General features: G+C 60.0%; 20 protein-coding genes and 1 pseudogene. 10 read left to right on the top strand and 11 right to left on the bottom strand.

From position 1 onward, the window contains the following. Positions 1 to 38 precede the first annotated feature (38 nt). The 3 genes from AACY31_RS24215 to AACY31_RS24225 form a co-directional block, all read right to left on the bottom strand. Entirely contained in the window at positions 39 to 716 is a 678-nt protein-coding gene (locus tag AACY31_RS24215; protein WP_339482304.1) for a phytanoyl-CoA dioxygenase family protein, read from the bottom strand. 204 nt (positions 717 to 920) lie between these two features. Beyond that, entirely contained in the window at positions 921 to 1,199 is a 279-nt protein-coding gene (locus AACY31_RS24220) for a short-chain dehydrogenase (RefSeq protein WP_339505179.1), read from the bottom strand. A 449-nt stretch (positions 1,200 to 1,648) separates the two neighbouring features. Beyond that, positions 1,649 to 2,263, bottom strand: a complete 615-nt coding sequence (locus AACY31_RS24225; protein WP_339505187.1) for a hypothetical protein — start codon at positions 2,261 to 2,263, stop codon at positions 1,649 to 1,651. A 579-nt stretch (positions 2,264 to 2,842) separates the two neighbouring features. Between AACY31_RS24225 and AACY31_RS24230 the strand changes: the two genes are divergently transcribed. The 6 genes from AACY31_RS24230 to AACY31_RS24255 all read left to right on the top strand — a co-directional run bounded on the left by AACY31_RS24230 (position 2,843) and on the right by AACY31_RS24255 (position 8,406). Beyond that, positions 2,843 to 5,032 carry a GAF domain-containing hybrid sensor histidine kinase/response regulator gene (locus AACY31_RS24230; RefSeq protein WP_339505180.1) on the top strand — a complete coding sequence of 730 codons (2,190 nt, stop codon included), beginning with the start codon at positions 2,843 to 2,845 and terminating at the stop codon, positions 5,030 to 5,032. A gap of 93 nt (positions 5,033 to 5,125) precedes the next feature. Beyond that, positions 5,126 to 5,377, top strand: a complete 252-nt coding sequence (locus tag AACY31_RS24235) for a hypothetical protein (protein WP_339483301.1) — start codon at positions 5,126 to 5,128, stop codon at positions 5,375 to 5,377. A 406-nt stretch (positions 5,378 to 5,783) separates the two neighbouring features. Beyond that, positions 5,784 to 6,194, top strand: a complete 411-nt coding sequence (locus AACY31_RS24240) for a glycine zipper domain-containing protein (RefSeq protein WP_339483299.1) — start codon at positions 5,784 to 5,786, stop codon at positions 6,192 to 6,194. A gap of 670 nt (positions 6,195 to 6,864) precedes the next feature. Next, a complete protein-coding gene (locus tag AACY31_RS24245) occupies positions 6,865 to 7,050 on the top strand; it encodes a hypothetical protein (protein WP_339483308.1) in 186 nt (61 codons plus the stop codon). Between the two features lie 88 nt (positions 7,051 to 7,138). Continuing rightward, entirely contained in the window at positions 7,139 to 7,522 is a 384-nt protein-coding gene (locus AACY31_RS24250; RefSeq protein ID WP_339483297.1) for a hypothetical protein, read from the top strand. 188 nt (positions 7,523 to 7,710) lie between these two features. After that, positions 7,711 to 8,406 (top strand): HAD-IA family hydrolase, encoded by a 696-nt coding sequence (locus tag AACY31_RS24255; RefSeq protein WP_339483296.1) that lies wholly within the window; start codon positions 7,711 to 7,713, stop codon positions 8,404 to 8,406. 69 nt (positions 8,407 to 8,475) lie between these two features. Here the strand turns inward: AACY31_RS24255 and AACY31_RS24260 are convergent, their stop codons facing one another. After that, positions 8,476 to 9,222 (bottom strand): 3-oxoacyl-ACP reductase family protein, encoded by a 747-nt coding sequence (locus tag AACY31_RS24260; protein ID WP_339483294.1) that lies wholly within the window; start codon positions 9,220 to 9,222, stop codon positions 8,476 to 8,478. Positions 9,223 to 9,347: 125 nt separating this feature from the next. Here AACY31_RS24260 and AACY31_RS24265 point away from each other — a divergent pair, with 125 nt between their 5' ends. Beyond that, entirely contained in the window at positions 9,348 to 10,271 is a 924-nt protein-coding gene (locus AACY31_RS24265; RefSeq protein ID WP_339483291.1) for a LysR family transcriptional regulator, read from the top strand. A 140-nt stretch (positions 10,272 to 10,411) separates the two neighbouring features. Here the strand turns inward: AACY31_RS24265 and AACY31_RS24270 are convergent, their stop codons facing one another. The 3 genes and pseudogenes from AACY31_RS24270 to AACY31_RS24280 all read right to left on the bottom strand — a co-directional run bounded on the left by AACY31_RS24270 (position 10,412) and on the right by AACY31_RS24280 (position 13,926). Continuing rightward, positions 10,412 to 11,140, bottom strand: coding sequence for an aspartate/glutamate racemase family protein (locus AACY31_RS24270; protein ID WP_245138428.1), 729 nt, complete (start codon positions 11,138 to 11,140; stop codon positions 10,412 to 10,414). 60 nt (positions 11,141 to 11,200) lie between these two features. Then, a pseudogene (locus AACY31_RS24275) lies at positions 11,201 to 12,729 on the bottom strand (NCS1 family nucleobase:cation symporter-1). Positions 12,730 to 13,182: 453 nt separating this feature from the next. Next, the gene (locus tag AACY31_RS24280; protein WP_339505181.1) at positions 13,183 to 13,926 is read right to left on the bottom strand and encodes a phosphoadenylyl-sulfate reductase; all 744 of its coding nucleotides are present in this window, start codon (positions 13,924 to 13,926) and stop codon (positions 13,183 to 13,185) included. A 174-nt stretch (positions 13,927 to 14,100) separates the two neighbouring features. On the opposite strand from AACY31_RS24280, the gene thrH reads away from it, so the two are divergent. Then, positions 14,101 to 14,718, top strand: coding sequence for a bifunctional phosphoserine phosphatase/homoserine phosphotransferase ThrH (gene thrH / locus AACY31_RS24285; protein WP_339483289.1), 618 nt, complete (start codon positions 14,101 to 14,103; stop codon positions 14,716 to 14,718). A gap of 151 nt (positions 14,719 to 14,869) precedes the next feature. Here the strand turns inward: thrH and pabB are convergent, their stop codons facing one another. The 4 genes from pabB to rloA all read right to left on the bottom strand — a co-directional run bounded on the left by pabB (position 14,870) and on the right by rloA (position 19,580). After that, the gene (pabB, locus tag AACY31_RS24290) at positions 14,870 to 16,213 is read right to left on the bottom strand and encodes an aminodeoxychorismate synthase component I (RefSeq protein ID WP_339483288.1); all 1,344 of its coding nucleotides are present in this window, start codon (positions 16,211 to 16,213) and stop codon (positions 14,870 to 14,872) included. A gap of 305 nt (positions 16,214 to 16,518) precedes the next feature. Then, entirely contained in the window at positions 16,519 to 17,505 is a 987-nt protein-coding gene (locus AACY31_RS24295; protein WP_339483287.1) for an alpha-L-glutamate ligase-like protein, read from the bottom strand. Beyond that, positions 17,505 to 19,037: an osmotic stress tolerance membrane protein RloB gene (rloB, locus tag AACY31_RS24300; protein WP_339483286.1), complete on the bottom strand. Its 1,533-nt coding sequence runs from the start codon at positions 19,035 to 19,037 to the stop codon at positions 17,505 to 17,507. The genes AACY31_RS24295 and rloB overlap by 1 nt, the downstream gene beginning before the upstream one ends. Before the next feature lie 6 nt (positions 19,038 to 19,043). Beyond that, positions 19,044 to 19,580, bottom strand: coding sequence for a retropepsin-like aspartic peptidase RloA (rloA, locus tag AACY31_RS24305; protein ID WP_339483285.1), 537 nt, complete (start codon positions 19,578 to 19,580; stop codon positions 19,044 to 19,046). Positions 19,581 to 19,860: 280 nt separating this feature from the next. Here rloA and AACY31_RS24310 point away from each other — a divergent pair, with 280 nt between their 5' ends. Both AACY31_RS24310 and prpB read left to right on the top strand, forming a co-directional pair. Continuing rightward, entirely contained in the window at positions 19,861 to 20,574 is a 714-nt protein-coding gene (locus AACY31_RS24310) for a GntR family transcriptional regulator (protein WP_003204063.1), read from the top strand. Then, positions 20,571 to 21,455 carry a methylisocitrate lyase gene (gene prpB, locus AACY31_RS24315; protein ID WP_047228278.1) on the top strand — a complete coding sequence of 295 codons (885 nt, stop codon included), beginning with the start codon at positions 20,571 to 20,573 and terminating at the stop codon, positions 21,453 to 21,455. Before AACY31_RS24310 ends, prpB begins: the two co-directional genes overlap by 4 nt. The last annotated feature ends 42 nt before the right edge of the window (positions 21,456 to 21,497 follow it).

The following is a 21,497-nucleotide window of genomic DNA, read 5'->3' on the forward strand; positions in this document are numbered from 1 at the left end:
TTCGAACCGCTGCGCATCACTTTCATCGAGCAAAAATCCTAGCCCCTGAAAACAAAGTCCGTGGGGGCGAATCGGTCGCGGGTGTCCATACGAATATTGCGCAGCGCCACGGTTTCCAGGTGTGAGGCGTAGAGCGACTCCGAGAAATAGCCGATCAGAATGGAACGACGGCGTGCGCCGATCACGTTCAGGCTGCCGGCGTGTACCAGATCGACATCGAACACCAGGATGTCACCGGCAGAGCCTGAAAGCTGTACGGCGCGTGACTCGTCATTGAAGTCGAAGGGTGGGGCGCCCGGCTCGAGGCGATGGCTGGCGGGGACGATCCGTGTCGCGCCGTTCTCGGGGCCGTAATCGTCGAAAAACGCCAAGGCGATGGCGATGTCGCCTGGCCGTTGGGCCGACAAGTCGCGGTGTAATGGTTGGTGGCCGCTGCCGGCCAGAGGCTCGCGTCCTTCCACTTGGGAGAGGAAGAATCGCTCGCCGATCAACTCTCCCGCCACCGCCAGTAGCTGGGGTAGACGACATACAGCCTGGATCTTCGAATCATCGTCCAGCATCGAATAGCGCCAGTCCATGCCGCGTGGCACTGGCCATTGGTCCGACGGTCGCACACCTGCATCGAACACGGCACGAAGGTCGGCCAGCCACTCGGTCGGGATCGCTTGATGGAGCAGGGCGTAGCCGTCTTGGTGGAGTTGCTGGCGGTCAGGCATGGTTTTTTGACTTCCTTGTGCGGACCTTTGGAAGGCTAGTATGCAAACCAAAAGTGGGACTACCGTAATGCTACTCCCGCAAGAAAAACGATGGACCGTGGCGAGGGAGCTTGCTCCCGCTTGAGTGCGAAGCGCTCACAAAAGGGGCTGCTGCGCAGCCCAGCGGGAGCAAGCTCCCTCGCCACAGGTTGTCGGTTGGCAGGCTTATAGAGTGGAACCTGCCGGTGCCGCATCCAATCGTCGCGCAATCACATCCATCACATCGCACCCATCACGCAGTGGGATGCAGCAAAGCTGCGCCAGATCTTGCAAGGTCGCGGGGTCGATGGTCTGTCCATCGCGCATCGCCAAATTCTCCAGGAACTGGGTAGCGGCACGGATTCGGTAGGAGGCTGAGTCGAGCAGGATGTGTAGCGGGGCGGTGGTATCGACGTAGAGGGGTTGGTCGTCGGCGTTGCTGGTAAGGCCCATATATCGGTTCATAAGTAAGCTCCACTGGGAAAGTTTCACCACCTAATCGTCGCCAAACGAAAGGTGGCAACTGTACGCAGGTTGGCGAACCGGAGTGGAAGCCGGCAGACCCGGAGGTCTCCCGCGTACAGCTGCCATAACGACAACTTTACAGATGCAAGAACGCCTGCAACAAAACAAGCGTTTTTGCATCCCACTGCGGGTCGCCAAACCCGGTCGCCATTTGGGCGACGCCAAGACTATAGTCGCCTCAGCAAAAAATACGCAAGGGATTGATAGGGAAGGGGATTCCCAACCATATGTAGGATGTTGCCATCGTCGTAAGCATCCGAGCTGTACGTCTTACAACGCCGTAGGCCGTCACCTACATCTTTCGATGGGTAAATGTCATGGAAGTGGGATGGGGGTGACGAACACAACTAGGTACGGATACGTACGGATTGGGCGGGATTTCAGTATCGCTAATAGAAAGTCCCAGCGAGATTGCCGTTCTCTACGAATTCACGCGGCTCGCGTAAAACTTGCTCCAAAATTGCGGATCTCGAGCCGCTTTCCTGGCGTAGAAGGGTACCGACGAGTAAGCCTCTTTTAAACGTTGCGAGCCCAGCGCCCGCCTTTCGGCTTCCTGGATGCTCAAAACTCCACTCTGCCAAATCTTCATCCAGAAGCTGTCCGCCCGCAACGTCGCGGAAGGTTTTACTTTCGAAGTCGTAGCAAGCATTTCGTACCTCCGGCACGTAGAAGGCTAAGGATTCATATGCTGTCTCAAGCATACGTTGGATATTGCCGATAGTATCATCGTCTATCCATTTGATCGACGGGATGCCTAGCCGTTCATCACCGTCAATCTGGCGTTGATGCGGCCTGATGTGATTAGTCGTCCGTTGTTTTAGGGCTGAGGAAAGCATCGCGTCAGTCCGTCGGCGCGCAGCAATGTCTGAAAGCCCCTCAGGATCGCCAATAAATTCTCGCCTAGTATTCGCTGCAAATGCGCCTACCGCAGCGTAGATACCGTTACCGCCTCGACCGGGATCAACCAAACTGACGTCGATCCAAACCTCGCCAGGCGTCACCATCACCGAAAAATAGTGACCATTTGTTCCACCCGTACGGAATGTGTAGACCTCTGTGTCGACGTAATGTTTTTTTCGGCGACGACACTTACGAGTTTAGTGCCAAGACTCACTTCTGGCATTAACTGGCGCAGATCTGTGGCATTGCTGTTTTGGTATAGAAATAGGTCCTCGGTTACTGCCAAGCTTTGTAAGCATCTGGCTGCAAAAGCATCATCGTGTGACTTGTCTCTTGCGGCATTCTCGTCTTTCAGGCCGTCCTGAACTCCTTCAATGTTCTCCATCAACGCCAGATGCTCCGTCTATCGAGTCAGCAAACCCATTTGGCATCTGGGCAATCCCAAGACTATGAACGCCCCCACAAAAATCACGCAATAGATTGATGCGCAGGCCAATTCCCAACGATATGTAGGACCTTTCTGTAGCCCCACCCCCCATTTTCGCCTTTCATCCCCCATTTGCCCCTCGACGCATCCCACAATCCAATCGCGCATTCCCATCCGGCGCGGGATAATACGGTTCTGCTTGGGGTCACAAGCTTTCCCCCTCGTTGGTATCGGCGTATCAGAAGGATCGAACGCAATGACAGATTGGCTCCAGAGCTATGGAGAAATGGCTCGGCGGGTTCGCCGCCATCCTTGGGAGGACACGCCGCTCGGGCCGCCTGCGCAGTGGCCTGACGTATTGAAGACCACCGTGGCGCTGAGCCTCGCCTCGCATTTTCCCCAGGCCATTGTATGGGGACCGGACCTGATCACGTTGTACAACGATGCGTTCCTGCCGATCCTCGGCAACAAGCCAGAGGCGCTGGGCCGGCGGTTCGATGAGGTGTGGCAGGAGGCCTGGAGCGATATCGGGCCGATCGTGCAGGGCGCCTTCGATGGGCAAGCGACTTATATAGAGAACTTTCCCTTGGTCATCGAGCGCGGCGGCGGTCTTGAGCAGGCTTATTTCACGTTTTGCTACAGCCCCATCCGTGACCAGTTCGGCAAGGTCGTGGGCATGCTGGATACGGTCACCGAAACCACTTCCACGGTGTTCATGACCCAGCGGCTGGCGGTGCTCGATGCCATCGGCAATGCCGTGGCGAACGCCTCCGACCCGCAGAGCATCATGGCAGCCACCACACGGATCCTGGCGGCGCACCTGAACCTGTCCAATTGTGCCTACGCGGACATGGATGAGGACGAGGACGGCTTCACTATTCGTGGCGATTGGGCCAGGGTGGGTTCGCCGCATATCCTTGGGCGTTATCGGCTGACTGATTTTGGTCGACTGGCCGTCACGAATCTGCGTGCCGGCAAGCCGTTGGTGCTCAACGATAACCTCAAGGAACTGGCGCCGGAGGAAGCGGCGACGTTCCAGGCCATTGGCGTCTCGGCTACCATCTGCGTGCCGTTGATCAAGGGCGGGCGATTGACCGCGTTGATGGCGATCCATGATAAAGCGCCGCGGGTCTGGTCATCCAACGACCTGGCGCTGCTGATGGAAGTCACCGAGCGATCCTGGGCCCACATCGAGCGCGCCCGTGCCGACGCTGCCGTGCGTGAAGGTCTCGCGGCCCTGGCCGAATTGAACGCGACGCTGGAAGAACGGGTCGAGGAGCGCACCGCGCGTTTGAAACAGACCGAAGCGGCGCTGCGCCAATCGCAAAAGCTCGAAGCCATCGGCCAGCTCACCGGCGGCGTGGCCCATGATTTCAACAACCTGCTGACCATCATTCGTTCTTCGGTCGACTTCCTGCGCATGCCCAGCCTGTCCGAGGAGCGTCGGCAACGCTACATGACGGCGGTGTCCGAAACCGTGGAGCGTGCCGCCAAGTTGACCAGCCAGTTGCTCGCGTTTGCCCGACGTCAGCCGTTGACGCCGCAAGTCATCGATGTGGGCAAGCAGGTGCAGAGCCTGGGGGACATGCTGCAAACCGTCACCGGGGCACGGATCCGAGTCAACGTCGAGTTGTGCGATCAGCCTTGTTACATCCGGGCGGATTTGAGCCAGTTCGAGACCGCGCTGATCAACATGGCCCTCAATGCCCGGGATGCCATGAATGGTCAAGGCACGCTGTGGCTTCGGCTCAGTTGCGGCGGTGGCATGCCGCCCATCCGTGGTCATGCCGGGGCCGGGCAACCCTTTGCCGCCATTGCCTTGGCGGACACCGGTACCGGAATTGACTCGCCAGTGCTCGAGCACATCTTCGAACCCTTCTTCACCACCAAGGAGGTGGGCAAGGGCACGGGGTTGGGCTTGTCCCAGGTGTTTGGCTTTGCCAAGCAGTCCGGTGGCAACGTCGATATTTCGACCGTGGTGGGCGAGGGCACGGTGTTTACCTTGTACCTTCCAGAAGTGGCGCCCGAGAAAAACCATGAACCTGCCCGGGAAGAACACACCCATCAGCTACCGGAAAAGGGCACGCGTCGGGTGTTGATCGTGGAAGACAACCTGGAGGTGGGGCGTTTTGCCAACCAGATACTCCAGGACCTGGGCTACGAAACCGCCTGGGCGACCAACGCCGAAGAGGCGTTGGAAATGGTCGGCCCGGATGTGATGGCATTCGACGCGATATTTTCTGACGTGCTGATGCCGGGGATCAGCGGCATTGCCCTGGCCAGGGAACTGCGCCAGCGTCGCCCGGATTTGCCTGTGGTGCTGACCTCTGGTTACAGCGAAGAGTTGGCCCACAGCGGCCACGAGGGCTTTGAGTTCTTGTCCAAACCCTATTCGGCCGATCAGGTTTCCCGGGTTCTAAACCGGACGATACTGGGGGCCGAATGAGTGTTTCCATGTTTTTGAAACAGTGAGTTCCATTCGTCGGGCAAGGGCTTTGTTGAATCAGCAGTCTGTTGATGACCGACTAGTCTAACTGTCGTGAAGGCCGATATTGTCAGGCAACCGGTTGTTGCCGGTATGGGCCTCGATGAAAGGGGAAAGGCAATGGGTGCACCGTATAGCGAGGAGAACACAGCTGCGTATCCGATCAATGAAGGGTTGCAGTGTGGCCAGTCGACCTATCATGCGGACTTTGGTGAAGAACCGATCAAGTCCATCAAGACGAAGGTGGCCAAGGTGCAGCGAGGCGAGAAAGCCAAGTTCTTGCCCAGGGTCCCGGTCAGAAAGTGACGGCGGACGGTGGCCAGAGTTTGCTCCCACCGGACTGGTGGGAGCTGTGTAGGAGCTGTCGAGTGCAACGAGGCTGCGATCTTGTTCCAGACAATTGAATCGAGAGCGAAAGATCAAGATCAAAAGATCGCAGCCTTCGGCAGCTCCTACAGGGGCATTTCGGCTCTTGCGTAAATTTTCTCAACTGGCGTTTTCTTTCACGTTTCTTTCACAAGCAGGTACGTACTCTGAGCTCATCCGTTAGAAAGCAGTACCTGCCCGTTTCCCCAGCGGGCTTTTTTTTGCCTGTCATAAAATAAATCGCCGTTTCGTTGTCCAACCATCATGGCTGACGCTGTGTGGCGCAAACTCGCGCCCGCGTGCACCGGCCATTTTTCTCCGATGCGGCATTTTTGAGGTTTTTATCATGCGTTTGACTTTGTCCACCTTGGTACTGGGATTGGTGGTTGCCCAGGGCGCGATGGCTGCCGGCGACGGTACTGCCGCGGTCGGCGGTGGTCTGGGCGGTGTATTGGGCAACGTGGTCGGTCAGCAGATGGGCGGCAGCACCGGTGCCGCGATTGGTGCGGGCGTTGGCGGCGCAGCCGGCAGTGCGGTGGGCGCTCGCAAGGGCAGCCGCACCGAAGCGGCCATTGGCGGTGGCTTGGGTTCGGCCGGTGGTTCGATTGTCGGTAACCGTTTGGGCGGCTCCACCGGCTCGACCATCGGCGCAGGCATCGGCGGCGCGGCGGGCGGCGCGTTGGGCAGCAACCTGTCCAATGACAACGACCGTCACTCCGGAGGCAAGAAGCACAAGCACAAGAGAAAACATCGTTAAGCGCAAGCTTGGATGAATAGGTCCGGCCTTGTGCCGTGATGCTGTTTACTTGGAAAAAACGGCGCTTCTTTCAGAAATGGGAAGCGCCGTTTTTTTAGGCCTCTTTTGGTTGAAGACGCGTCGAGCTCAAGAGCCCAAAGCAAGAGCAACAGACAGATCCAGCCGCTATGCAACGGCATCACCGCTTTCGCGAGCAAGCCCGCTTCCACAGGAGAAACGCGGTCTCCACCAAGAACCAGGCCGGCTATCAGGCCGCCTCGCGGCGGACGTTGATCGCGGCGGACCCACGGAGCAATGCATTCGTTCTGGCACACCGAGCCTAAGCGAGGTGCCGAGTGGTGGGGCATAAAGCGTTTTGCTGACTTTTGACTGGGCCGGCTCCTGGGCTTCTCAAAAGTGAGCCGCCGTTAAGGGCGGAACCCTAAGCCGCCGTTACCACAAAAACGGATATACACTCCAATCCTGAGGCCCCCAAAAAAACGGCAAATCAAAATCTTCGGAACGATTGCCATCCCCCCGCTTCGAACTCATACATCCATCAACAATTGCGAGGTGTACCATGACGCCGCAAACGCAAGACAAGGAAGAGAACGACTCCTCGGGTGCACCTGTCGTCAATGATCCGGGCAATGAAGACCCCGGTTCCCTGATGGATGACGCCCAGGTTCCCTTGATCGAGGAGGATGAAACCCCGGAGTACCCGCTGCCTTCGCCCACCAACTCGCTGAGTCGCGACCAGCGTCCACCCGATGATGAGGCGGGCGTCGAGCAGGTATCGCGCGACGATGAGCATGTCGAGGCGTCCTCGGAAGATCCGGACATCGCCGGTGACGATGCCTCTGGCAAGCCGAGCTGATCGGCAGGCCCGCCTGTCGATTCAGCGGCACCATCGTCCCGCCACGCGTGCCACACATCAGGTAAGGATCTTGAAAAGGAGACTCACCATGATGAAGTCCAACATGACAGCGCTGACACTCGCCGGAATTCTTTCGCTCAGTTCACTGGCTGCCTTGGCAGAATCTTCGGGTGGTACGCCCCCCGTGGACAAGGGCGGGATGCCACCTTCCACAGAAATGCAGGCCGGCTCCAATTCCGGTGCCGACGGTAACGCCTTGCCCCCGGGCTCTGTGAGCGGTGGGAACGGCGGCGATGCCAGCGGCAGCAGCACCAGCCCCGGTACGGGCAGTGGTTCGATGAGTGGAGGCAGCACGATGGGCGGTGCCGACGCCGGCGGTGGGACCAATGGCGGAGGCGGTACCAGCGACAGCGATGGCAGCTCGGGCGGCAGTGGCTCGGGGTCGGGCGGCTCCGGCAGCTCGGGTCAATAACCGCTGCGTCCCCAATCCACCGCTGTGGCGAGAGAGCACGCTCCCTCGTCACGAGACCTCTTCCACCGATTTCCCATTGCCGCCTCAAAGCCCCCTCGTTATCCTGCTGAATCCTTTAAGGCGAACACGCTGCCCTGGCTGCACCTGAGCCATCTCTGGCATGTTGTGTTGATAACGGATCAGATGCGATGAATGCACCGCTGAAAGAGTTTGGCCCGATCAAAGCTGTGATTTTCGACATGGATGGGCTGTTGCTGGACACCGAGGGGATCTACACCGAGGTCACGTCCATCATCGCTGAGCGCTACGGGCGCACGTTCGATTGGAGCGTCAAGCAGAACATCATCGGGCGTGGGGCCACGGACCTGGCCAATTACGTCGTCCAGGCGCTGGAATTGCCGATCACCCCCGAAGAGTTCCTGGTCATCCGCGAGCCCTTGATGCGCGAGCGCTTTCCTCACGCGCTGGGGATGCCCGGCGCCGAGGAGCTGGTGCGGCATTTGAAAGCTCACAACGTTCCGATTGCGGTGGGCACCAGTTCGTCGAGCCCCACGTTCGCACTGAAAACCACCTTGCACCGGGACTGGTTCGCGCTGTTCGACTTCATCGTGACAGCGGATGACCCTGAAGTCGGTGCGGCGAAACCGGCGCCGGATATCTTCCTTACTGCTGCCCGGCGTCTGGGTGTTGCGCCGCGCGATTGCCTGGTGTTCGAGGATTCGCCGTTCGGCGTGACGGCCGCAAAAGCCGCCGGCATGACCGCCATTGCTATTCCGGATTCGGCCATGGCGGATGAAAAATACGCCCATGCCGACGGGATCATTCGCTCTTTGACAATGTTCCAGCCGAGCCTTTGCGGTTTGCCGGAATTGGAGAGGGCCTGACACAGTCACGCGGCACGGCAAAACGCCGGTCACGGTTAAAGCCATGACCGGCGTTTTTTCATGCCCGGATCAGGCGCCGAAACCACCGTCGATGGTCAGGCTGGCACCGGTGATGTAACCGGCTTCCGGCCCTGCCAGGTAAGCGACGAAGCTGGCGATTTCCTCTACGTTGCCGTAGCGCCCGACAGCCATCAACGACAGCAAGCTGGGGGCGAAATCGCTGTCGGCCGGGTTCATGTCAGTGTCCACCGGGCCGGGTTGCACGTTGTTGACGGTGATGCCGCGCGGGCCGAGGTCACGGGCCAGGCCTTTGGTCAGGCCCACCAGCGCGGCCTTGCTCATGGCGTAAGGCCCGCCGCCGGCGAAGGGCATGCGGTCGGCGTTGGTGCTGCCGATGTTGATGACCCGACCCCCTTCGCCCATGTGCCGCGCTGCCGCCTGGGTGGCGATGAACACGCTGCGCACGTTGACGGCCAGGGTCTGGTCGAAATCTTCGAGTTTGAATTCATCCAGCGGCCCCATCGCCAGCACGCCAGCATTGTTGACCAGGATGTCCAGCCGGCCAAAAGCCTCGACGGTGGACGCGACTGCGTTACGGATGGCATCGGCGTCGGCACTGTCCGCCTTGATCGCCAGGGCTTTGCCGCCTGCTGCGGTGATGCTGTTCTGCAATTCTTCAGATTTTGCGCCAGAGCTGACGTAGGTGAAGGCCACGGCGGCGCCTTCTGCTGCAAGGCGTTTGACGATGGCGGCACCAATACCGCGAGAACCGCCTTGGATCAAGGCGACTTTACCGCTCAGTGCTGGGTTACTCATGATGTTCTCCAAAAAGTGCCGGGGCGAGATACCGCGGTGATGGAGCGAGTATCAAGAAGGTACCGTGGGCTGTGTAGACCGTCATTGCTATAGTCTGTCTAAACCAAAAGTTTAGAGTGGTGCCCATGGAGACCTTCAACAGTATCGAATGCTTTGTGCGCAGCGCCGAAGTCGGCAGCTTTGCCGAGGCGGCGCGACGTCTGAGCGTAACCCCGGCAGCGGTCGGTAAAAGCGTCGCCAAGCTGGAGGCGCGAATGGGTGTACGCCTGTTCCAGCGCAGCACCCGCAGTCTGAGGCTGACCGAAGCCGGCCAGTTGTTCTTGAGGGAGGTCGGCAGCAGTTTCAACACCATCCAGAACGCCGTCGCCAACCTGGCCAGCGCCGGAGGGCAACCCACGGGGACGCTGAAGGTGAGCATGGGCACGGCGTTCGGTCGATTGTATGTCGTGCCGTTGCTGGGGGAATTTCTGCGACGCTACCCGGCGATCAACCCGGACTGGCATTTCGATAATCGCCAGGTGGACCTGATCGGTCAGGGCTTCGATGCCGCCATCGGTGGCGGTTTCGAGCTGCCCCAGGGGGTGGTGGCGCGTAAATTGACGGTGGCACATCGGGTGCTGGTTGCCTCAACCGACTACCTGCAAACCCATGCCGCGGTGACAGAACCGGAAGATCTGTCACAGCATCAAGGCATCCTGATTCGGTCACCACAAACCGGGCGCGTGCGATCCTGGCAACTGACCAACCGCAATCGGGAACACAGCCCACTGATGCTCAAGACGCGCATGACCATGAGCGATTCGGAAGCTGACTGCGCGGCCGCCGCCCAAGGGTTGGGCATCGGCCTGGTGAGCATGCCGATCGCCGTTCCCTTCCTGGAAACCGGAGTGCTGCAGCGGGTGCTGCCGCAGTGGTATGTCGACGATGGCAACATCTCCATCTACTACGCCGAACACAAACTGTTGCCGGGCAAGACCCGGGCGTTTGTGGATTTCATCATCGAGCAGTTTACCGAGCAGGGGTTGGCGCGGCGGTTCAGTGCGGTATGAGCTGGGGCTCCAGACCGAGCTGGGCCCAATCGCGAGCAGGCTCGCACATTGGATTGTGTTGATCAGAAGATTTTTGACACAGATATCCAGTGGGAGCGGGCTTGCTCGCGAAGGGGGCGATGCGGTTTGAAGCCATGAACTCATCGCCCAAACCGCCCCGGCCAGCCAATGATGGTCTTGGGCCGGGGCGTCGCGTAGGTGCGCACTTTCGACGTCGACAACCCCAGCCGCACCAGCGACTCGGCAATGGTCACCGCCGCCGTCACCCCATCGACCACCGGCACGCCGGTGCGCTGGCGGATCTGCTCATCGAGCCCGGCCATGCCGCCGCAGCCCAGGCAGATCACTTCGGCCTTGTCCTGGCTCACTGCCAGTTCGGCCTGTTGCACGATGGCTTCAACCGCCCGTTGCGGGTCTTGCTCCAGCTCCAGCACCGCCAGGCCGCTGGCCCTAACTGAGGCGCAGCGCTCGAACAGGCCGGACAGCTTGAGCCGGTCTTCGATCAGCGGCACGGTGCGGTCCAGGGTGGTGACCACCGAGTAAGCATGGCCGAGGAACATGGCGGTGCTGGCGCCGGCATCGGTGATGTCCACCACCGGCACGTTGAGCAGTTCCTGCAAGCCTTCGCGGCCATGTTCGCCGTAACCGGCCTGGATCACCGCGTCGAACGGCTGATCGTAGGACATCACCCGGTCCATCACCGCGATGGCCGCCAGGTAGCTTTCAAAATTGCCTTCGATGGAGTCAGCACCGAAATGCGGCGTGAGCCCGACGATCTCGGTGCCCGGCGCGGCGACGGCCTGGGCCTGTCGGGCGATGGCCTGGGTGATGGATTCGGTGGTGTTGACGTTGACCACAAGAATTCGCATGAACGGTCCTCCTTAACACATAAAAGTCAGCGGCCCGAACCTGGCGGGCCGTTCGCGCAATCAATGATTGACGTTATCCACCGCGATGGATTCGCCGCTGACGTCCTCGTAATGCGCTTGGCGCTTGGCGATGATCAGGTATAGCAGCCCTGCAATTGAAGCGCCAATCAGCCAGGAGAACGGTGAAACGCTGTCAAAACCAGGCACCAGCGCCAGGACAATCGCGATCAGCGCCGCCGGAATGAACGCCGCCACCGCGCGCAGGTTGATCCCATTGCTGTAGAAATACGCACCGTTTGGATTCTCGCTATACAGTTGCGGCACGTTGATGCGGCCTTTTCGCAGCAGCCAGTAGTCGACCATGATCACCCCATACAGCGGCCCGAGCAGGGCACCGAGGCCGGACAGGAAGTACACGATCACCAGCGGGCTGTTGTAGAGGTTCCACGGCAGGATCAGCACGGCAATGGCGGCGCTGATCAGCCCGGCGCGGCGGAAGGTCAGGTACTTGGGCGCCAGGTTGCTGAGCACGAAGGCCGGGGCGACGAAGTTGGCCATGATGTTCACCGCCACAGTGACGATCAGGAAGGCCAGGCAACCTAACACGAGGAAGAAAGTGTTGGGGATCGAGGCAATCACCTGGGTCGGGCTTTCAATGATTTGCCCATTGATCTGGAACTGCGCACCGCAGAGCAGGATGGTGATCCCGGCAAACACCAGGATGTTCACCGGCAGGCCCCAGAAATTGCCGATGATGATGGTTCGGCGGCATGGCGAGGAGCGGGCGAAGTCGCAGAAATTAAGGATCAGTGTGCCGTAGATCGACAGCCACAGAGCGCCACCGGCAAAGATATTGCGCCACATATCGCCACCGGTCAGCGGCTCGCGGATCGACCAAGCAATGGTGGCGTCGGCCTGGGTGTACATCCAACCGGCCAGGGCCGCGACGGTCACCAGGATCACCGGACCGGCAAAACCTTCGTAACGGCGCACCGTTTCCATGCCGTAGGCCAGGATCACCAGTTGCACGAACCAGATCGCCACGAAGCACACCCAGCCCAGGCTCGACAGGCCGAGGATCGAGTCGTGGTCGTAGTCGGCGAAGCCCGGGTGGATCGCCACCAGCAACACGCGCAACACCACCGACGCCAGGTAGGTCTGAATACCGAACCAGGCAATGGCGATGACCGCCCTGATCAAGGCAGGAATCTGCGCGCCGTGGATCCCGAAGCTGATCCGGCTGATCACCGGGAACGGCACCCCGGTTTCTGGCCCATGTAGCCGGACAGGTTCATGAAGCCATACACCAGCACCGCGCCTATCCCTAGGGACAGCAAGATCTGCCAGCCACCCAGGCCCAGCGCACACAGGCCGATAGCGAAGGAGTAGTTGGCGATGTTATGCACGTCGTTGGTCCACAGGGCAAAGATGCTGTAGCGGCCCCAGCGTCGACCTTCGGCCTTGGTCGGCGCCAGGTCCTTGTTGTGTAGTCTCGGGCTCAGGGCCAGGGGCAAGGCAGTGTTGTCATCGAGGGCAGTGGAGGAGGAGGGCAGATCCAGCGCGATGTTATTGGAGAGACTTGTACGCATTCCGGCAGGCTCCTGATTCTCGGCGCAGCGATGACTGTGCTTGAGCGCGGGGCTCGACAAATCTTCGTCGCGGCGGGCGAGCATCATTGATTACGGGGCATCTGCAGCCTGTACGGGATAGGGCGCTTCAGGCTTGCGGATCTAAAGTGTGTGTATGTTTTATATAAATTGTATACAAAACATAAGTCGACTAAAGCCAAATTTATGCCACTTACGGATCTATCCAATGAAGCACTAATTTCGTTTCGTTATGGTCTTTGGATAACTAACTGAAATACCGTGATTTAAAACTGACCGTTTAAACAGGTATTTACTTTTTGGCGAATGCCAGTGGAGTTAGGAGGGCAGGCAAGGTGGGAAGGTGTGTGTAACTTTTAGGGGCGGTAACGTGGTAATTGAACACAAAAATGCCACTTGTGGTGACATTTTTGTGTACAAAGGTGCGGCGGGCGCTTAGACGGTCTTGGATTTAGCGATGATGTTCCCGGCGTGCAGCCCGCATTCTTTCTGCGTGGCTTCTTCCCACCACCAACGGCCTTCGCGCTCGTGCTGGTTTGGCAGTACCGGGCGGGTGCAGGGCTCGCAGCCGATGCTGATGAAACCGCGTTCATGCAGGCTGTTGTAAGGCAGCTCCAGCATGCGGATGTAACCCCAGACTTCTTCGCTGGTCATCTGCGACAGGGGGTTGAACTTGTACAGGGTGCGCTCCGGGGTGGAAAACGCCGTGTCGATTTCCAATACCGCCACCTGGCTGCGGGTGCCGGGACTCTGGTCGCGGCGCTGACCGGTGGCCCAGGCGCGGACATCGGTCAGCTTGCGGCGCAGCGGCTCGATCTTGCGGATGCCGCAGCATTCGCCGTGACCGTCCTTGTAGAAGCTGAACAGGCCTTTTTCCTTCACGAAGGGTTCAAGTTTCGTGTGGTCCGGCGAAACCAGCTCGATGTCGATCTTGTAGTGCTCGCGCACCTGGTCGATGAAACGATAGGTCTCCGGGTGCAGGCGACCGGTGTCGAGGCTGAACACCTTGACGTTCTTGTTCAGTTTCCAGGCCATGTCCACCAGCACCACGTCTTCGGCGCCGCTGAAAGATATCCATAGCTCGTCGCCGAATTCGGTGAAGGCCAGTTTGAGGATGTCCTGTGGGGACTTGTTGGCATAGGTCGTGGCGAGTTCCACGACGTCAAACGATGGGCTCATCAGGGCGGTTTCCTACAGGTCGGTGGCGCTGGGCGCTCTATATGGGGCTGATGGTAACAAATGCTGTCGGGGCTGGCGCGTTCCTGTGCGTTGCGCAGGCTTCGACGAATGGCTAGAGTCGGTAAGCCTTTTATTCGCTCAACCGATAAACATCAGAAAAAATGGGAGTGTCTTGTGGAAATTGCCTGTCTCGACCTGGAAGGTGTACTGGTCCCGGAGATCTGGATCGCCTTCGCTGAAAAAACCGGGATTGACGCCCTCAGGGCAACCACTCGGGACATTCCCGACTACGACGTGCTGATGAAGCAACGGTTGCGCATCCTCGATGAACATGGCCTCAAGCTTTCCGACATCCAGGAAGTCATCGCCACCCTCAAGCCGCTGGACGGCGCCATCGAGTTCGTCGACTGGCTGCGCGAGCGCTTCCAGGTGGTGATTCTTTCCGACACGTTCTACGAATTTTCCCAACCGTTGATGCGCCAGCTGGGTTTCCCGACGTTGCTCTGTCATCGCTTGATTACCGATGATAGCGGGCGGGTGACTGGCTATCAGTTGCGTCAGAAAGATCCCAAGCGCCAGTCGGTTTTGGCTTTCAAGAGCCTGTACTACCGGGTGATTGCGGCGGGGGATTCCTACAACGACACCACGATGTTGAGTGAAGCCGACGCCGGGATTCTGTTCCATGCGCCTGAAAACGTGATCCGCGAATTCCCGCAATTCCCGGCGGTGCACAGCTTTGCAGAGTTGAAGCAGGAATTCCTCAAGGCTTCGAACCGCAATCTGAGCTTGTAAACCAGTTAGATCTGGACAGGCACAGGACCTGTGGGAGCGAGCCTGCTCGCGATAGCGTTGGTTTAGCCAGCATTGATGTTGACTGACACGACGCCATCGCGAGCAGGGGGTATAGCGTCAACCTGTGGGAGCTCGGCTTGCCCGTGATGCCTTAAAGGTTCTGCAAGGTTTCCAGCAGTACCTTCACCTTGGTAATCGACTCCTGATACTCGGCTTCCCAGTCCGAGTCCGCGACAATCCCGCCGCCGCCCCAGCAGCACACCTGCCCATCCTTGACCAGCAAACTGCGGATGGCGATGGAGCTGTCCATTTCCCCGCGCACGTCCAAGTACAGCAACGAGCCGCAATACAGGCCGCGTCGGGTCGGTTCGAGTTCGTCGATGATTTGCATGGCGCGAATTTTCGGCGCGCCGGTGATCGAGCCGCCGGGAAAGCTGCCGGCGATCAGGTCCAGGGCGTCCTTATCCATGGCCAGTTCGCCGGTCACGCTGCTGACCAGGTGATGCACGTTCGGGTAGCTTTCCAGGCTGAACAACTCCGGCACCCGCACCGAGCCGATGCGGCAGGTGCGGCCCAGGTCGTTGCGCAGCAGGTCGACGATCATCAGGTTCTCCGCCCGGTCCTTGGGGCTGGCCAGCAGCTCGGCGGCGTGGGCCGCGTCTTCGCTGGGTGTTGTCCCGCGGGGCCGGGTGCCCTTGATCGGCCGGGTTTCCACATGGCCTTCGCTGACCTTGACGAAGCGCTCGGGAGACAAACTCAGTACCGCGCCACCCTCGGGCAGGCTCTGGAAGCCGGAAAACGGTGTCGGACACGCCGCCCGCAGCGCCTGGTAAGCGGCCCAGGCATCGCCTTGGCAGGTGGCGCGGAAGCGCTGGGCAAAGTTGACCTGGTAGCAGTCGCCGGCCTGGATATACGCCTGGATACACTCGAAGGCCTGTCGATAGGCTTCGGCGCTGAGGTCGGGGGTCATCGGTCCTTCGAGGCTGAAGGCGCCAACGGATGCCGCAGTCGGCTGGCTGAACAGCGCGATCAGGCGCTGGCGTTCGCCTTCGCCACAATGGGGGTGGAAGATCAATTGGCTGGTGCCGGCCTGGTGATCGCTGATCAGCGCCCAGTCGTACACGCCAAAACGAGCGTCGGGTAGTTGCAGGTCGTCCTTGGCGTGGGATGGCAGGGCTTCAAGGTGTCGGCCGAAGTCATAACTCAAGTAGCCGATCAGGCCGCCGGCGAAGGGCAATTGCACCGTGGCCGGCAGTTCTGCGTCACCTAGCTGTGTCAGCTGAATGCGCAGGCGTTGCAGGAAATCGCTGCCGCTTTCGTCCGGCAACACTGCCAGTTGCGCCAACGGCCAGGCGCTGAGCAGGTCGTAACGGCCGCGCTCGGCACTCGGCCGGCCACTGTCGAGCAGCACGCTGCCGGGGGCATGACGGATCGCCGCGAAATATTCGGCGGGGTTGGTGCGGTAGGGCAGCGGGTGTACGGAGCAGGTTGGCATGGGCGGGGGTGGGTCAGCCGTTCAGGCGGGGGAGCGATTGTAATCCCTCTGTAGGATTTGCTCCTAGAGGGATGTCGGAGATGAGTACGTCTGTGGCTATCAAAGCTACTGGTTGTGGCGCGGGAGATCCCGCTGGGTTGTGCCCGTAGGAGCTGTCGAGTGCAACGAGGTTGCGATCTTTCCACCAGCCATTGAGTTCTAAGCGAAAGATCAAAAGATCGTCCGAGCGCGGCCCGAGCCTTCGCCAGCTCCTACAGACCCCGCGGGAGCAAGCGCCCTCGCCGCAGGGTTTTACATTTCAGCCCTCAACCCTCAACCGGCGGAATATGCCCAAACAACGCCTGGACGAATGCCACGCGCTCTTCCGCGGTTTCCACGACGCCGCGGGCCTTGAGTTCTTCCAGGTGGGCTTCCACCGCGTGGGTGCGCAAGGTCAGGCCGCAGTCGTTGGCGATCTGGATGTTCAGGCCTGGCCGGGCGTTCAGTTCCAGAATCAACGGACCCTTTTCCTGGTCCAGCACCATGTCGACGCCGATGTAGCCCAGCCCGCACAGTTCATAGCAACCGGCGGCCAGTTTCATGAAACCGTCCCAGTAGGGCAGTTGCACGCCGTCCACCGCGTTGGTGGTGTCGGGGTGTTTGGTGATGATGTTGTTCAGCCAGGTGCCGCGCAGGGTCAGGCCGGTGGCGAGGTCGACGCCCACGCCGATGGCGCCCTGGTGCAGGTTGGCCTTGCCGCCGGACTGGCGGGTCGGCAACCGCAGCATGGCCATCACCGGATAGCCCATCAGCACGATGATGCGGATGTCCGGCACGCCTTCGTAACTGATGCTCTTGAAGATCTGGTCCGGCGTCACGCGATACTCGATCAGCGCCCGGTCACGGTGCCCGCCCAAGGAGTACAGGCCGGTGAGGATGCTGGAGACATGGTGCTCGATTTCCTCGTGGCTGATGATCTTGCCGGACACCGTGCGATAACGGCCTTCGAAGCGGTCGGCGATGACGATGATGCCATCGCCGCCGGCGCCCTGGGCTGGCTTGATCACGAAGTCGGTGCGCCCGCCGATGATCTCGTCGAGTTTGTCGATTTCCTTTTCGGTGGAGATCACCCCGTACAGCTCCGGCACATGAATGCCGGCGGCGATGGCCCGCTCCTTGGTGATGATCTTGTCATCGACGATGGGGTACAGGTTGCGCTTGTTGTACTTGAGCACGTAGTCGGCGTTACGCCGATTGATGCCCATGATGCCCCGGGCCTCCAGGGCCTTCCAGGTCTTCCAGAAGCCGAACATCAGGAGTCTGCCTTGAGGAAGGCCTTGAACCGCACCAGCTCGGTCAGGCGGTAGCCGCGATAACGACCCATGGCCAGCATGAAGCCCACCAGGATCAGTAGGATCGCCGGGAAAGTGAAGACGAAGTAGATCAGTTCCGGCACGCTCATGATCAGGTGCGCCAGGGTTGCGGCGAACAGGGTGCCGATGGCGACTTTCATCGCGTGGCCGGCGCCGCGCTCTTCCCAGGTGATGGACAGGCGTTCGATGGTCATGGTCAGGATCACCATCGGGAACAACGCCACCGACAGGCCGCGTTCCAGGCCCAGCTTATGGCTGAACAGGCTGATGGCGGCGATCAGAACCACCACGAACGTCAGCACCACCGAGAGTCTCGGCAGCATTTGCAGCTTGAGGTGCTCCAGGTATGAACGCAGCGACAGGCCCAGCGCGGTGATCACCGTGAACAGGATGATGCCAAAACCCAGTTGGGTCTCGCGGAAGGCCAGGGCGATCAGCACCGGGGTGAAGGTCCCGAGGGTTTGCAGGCCGATCAGGTTGCGCAGGATCAGGATGACCAGCACGCCGATCGGGATCATCACCATGATCATGAAGGTTTGCTGGGTCTGCAGCGGCAGTCCGTAGAGCGAGTATTCGAGGAAGCTGGCGTCGGTGTTCTCGTCCGTCAGCTTGGCCAGGCGAATGGCGTTCATTTCGCTGTTGTTCATGCTGAAGGTGACGGTGGCCTTCTTGCCACCATCGACGGAGATCAGGTTTTCATCGCCTGTCCACCACAGCAGGCGGTCGCTGGGCAGCCCCTGTTCGCCAGTGTCCGGGTTGAAATACAGCCAGTCGGTGCCGTTGAAACTGCGCAGCCACAGCTCAGGTGTCTGCGGCTGCCCGGTCACCAGGCGGATGGTGTGGACCTTTTCCACCGGCACGTGGGCGATGGACAGCACCAGTTCGACGATTCGCGCCTTGTTGGCCGAGGAAGGGTCGCCGGCCAGCAACAGCTTGACGTTGTCGTCGTTGAGGTTGTTGACCCGCTTGATCGCTTCGCTGATGAACGTCTCGACGTCGGCCGAATGCTGGCGGATCGGCGCGAGCAGGGCTTCGGAGGCCAGCTTCTCCGGGCCTTCGACGGCGATGCTGTCGCGGAAGGTCGGGCCCTTGACCTTGGATTTTTCGGTGCTGTAGCGCTTGGTCAGCACCAGGCGGTAGTAAAGGGTCTGGTTGCCCTTGGCGCGACGGGCCGACCACGTCACCTTGCGGTTACCGTCGACCCGGTTCACCGATACGCCGTAATTATTGGAAATGAAACTCTCGTTGAGGCTCACGTAGTCGAGGCTCAGCGGTGGCACGAACATCTGGATCTTCACCGGATCCTTGGCATTGGGCACGAACTCGACCTTGGCGTCGATGTTCCACAAGTCGTCGGTGGCGTCTTCGTTGACCGGGATGCCGAGCACGAAAATCTGATAGGCCGTCACCGACAGGCCCACCGTCACCAGGATGGCGATCAGTATTTTCAGATGGAGGGTAAGAGAGCGCATTGGAAATTACTCTGCGGTATGAGCGGCATTGGTGCAGGCAGGTTTGCCGGCGGCGTATTTAAGGCTGGGGTCGACCAGTGCGTCGAAGCGCTTGAGCGCCTCGGAGCCGATCAGCAACGGATATTGGAAGGCGCTGCGGTCGGTCAGGTTCACTTCGATGCTGCGCAAGGCCGAGCCCATGCAGATGTCCAGTTCGATGACCGGTCGGGCCGTGTATTTCTTGCCCTCTTCCGGATCGTAGTCACCGGCGCGGCGTTTGATCTTGCTGACCCGGGCCAGCGGACGTTCGATGGGGTGCGAGTGGGCCGCGTCGATGGCCAGGTAAAAGCGCACCCAGGATTCGCCATTGCGCTTGAAGCGCTTGATGTCCCGGGCACTGAGGGAAGCGGTCTTGGCGCCGGTGTCCAGTTTGGCGGCGACCTCCAGGTCGATGCCCTGCAGGGCAGCGTATTCGTTGAGGCCGTACACGGTTTTTTCACCCGCCGCGGCAAGCCCCGGCAGGCACATGAAATATAGAACAGCGGTGAAGGGCTTGAGTGTCATAGATCCTGGTGCGCAGCGTTCCGTTTATCGGTTCAGGCCCTGGCATTGCTGCACAAGCTCCCTGGGTAGCCTTCCCTATAAAAGGAGAGTGGCAAATCGCGCGGCATTCTAGCACGGTGGTTTTCTGACGCCACCGCTGGCCGGACGCTACGACGCATTCAAACGAGCGGTTATGGTAGGTGGGCTTATTAGACGATTGTCGACAATGTTTATTTTTGTTTTGACGTTAACGCCGCTATTGGTTAGTTTTTGCCGTATTGATTTGCAAGGTGTCGACAATATGCTCGATCAGCTCGAAACCCCGGTGATGGCCCAGGACGATTCGGAGACCCTCTCCGAAAACGTCTTCCGACGTATCCAGGCCGCCATCGTCAAAGGCGAGATCGCCCCTGGCAGCAAGATCTCCGAGCCGGAGCTGGCACGTACCTACGGCATCAGCCGCGGGCCGCTGCGCGAGGCGATCCATCGCCTGGAAGGCCAGCGCCTGCTGGTGCGGGTGCCTCACGTCGGCGCCCGGGTGGTGTCGCTGAGCCATGCCGAGCTGCTGGAACTCTACGAAATCCGTGAGTCTCTCGAAGGCATGGCCTGCCGTCTGGCGGCCGAACGCATGACCCTGGAAGAAATTGACGAGCTGCGCCGGGTGCTGGAAACCCACGAACGCGATGCGGCGTTCCAGGCCGGTGTTGGTTATTACCAGCAGGAAGGCGATTTCGACTTCCATTATCGGATCATCCAGGGCAGCGGCAACCGCACCTTGACGCAAATGCTTTGCGGCGAGCTGTACCAATTGGTGCGCATGTACCGCATCCAGTTTTCCACCACGCCCAACCGTCCGCGCCAGGCCTTTGCCGAGCACCATCGGATTCTAGACGCCATCGCCGACCGTGACGGCGAGCTGGCTGAATTATTGATGCGCCGACACATCGGCGCTTCCAAACGCAACATCGCGCGTCATTTCCAGGACAGCGCCGCCACTGAACGAGGTGAGTCATGAGCAACAGCACTCCAGGCCAGCGTTTCCGCGATGCGGTCGCCAATGAGCATCCGCTGCAAGTGGTGGGCACGATCAACGCCAATCACGCGCTGCTGGCCAAACGCGCCGGTTTCAAGGCGATCTACCTGTCGGGTGGCGGCGTGGCGGCTGGCTCCCTCGGCGTGCCGGACCTGGGCATCACCGGCCTGGATGACGTGCTGACCGATGTGCGCCGTATCACCGACGTGTGCGACCTGCCGCTGCTGGTAGACGTGGACACCGGTTTTGGTTCCTCGGCGTTCAACGTGGCGCGCACGGTCAAGTCGATGATCAAGTTCGGCGCGGCGGCCATCCATATCGAGGACCAGGTCGGAGCCAAGCGTTGCGGCCATCGTCCGAACAAGGAAATCGTCTCGCAGCAAGAGATGGTCGACCGCATCAAGGCTGCCGTCGATGCCCGTACCGATGACAGTTTCGTGATCATGGCCCGTACCGATGCCCTGGCGGTGGAAGGCTTGGAATCAGCCTTGGACCGCGCCGCGGCCTGCATCGAGGCCGGTGCCGACATGATTTTTCCGGAGGCCATCACCGAGCTTGAAATGTACAAGCTGTTCGCCAGCCGCGTGAAAGCGCCGATCCTGGCCAACATCACTGAATTCGGCGCGACCCCGCTGTACACCACCGAACAGTTGGCCGGTGCCGACGTGTCCCTGGTGCTCTACCCGTTGTCGGCCTTCCGGGCCATGAACAAGGCCGCCGAGAACGTCTACACCGCGATCCGCCGCGACGGCACGCAACAAAACGTCATCGACACCATGCAGACCCGCATGGAGCTTTACGATCGCATCGACTACCACACCTTCGAGCAGAAGCTCGATGCGTTGTTCGCGGCGAAAAAATGAAAAGATCGCCGCCTCGCTTCGCTCGACAGCTCCAGAGTTGGA

It is taken from the genome of Pseudomonas sp. RL_105y_Pfl2_101 (assembly GCF_963970585.1).
Classification (GTDB): Bacteria; Pseudomonadota; Gammaproteobacteria; order Pseudomonadales; family Pseudomonadaceae; genus Aquipseudomonas.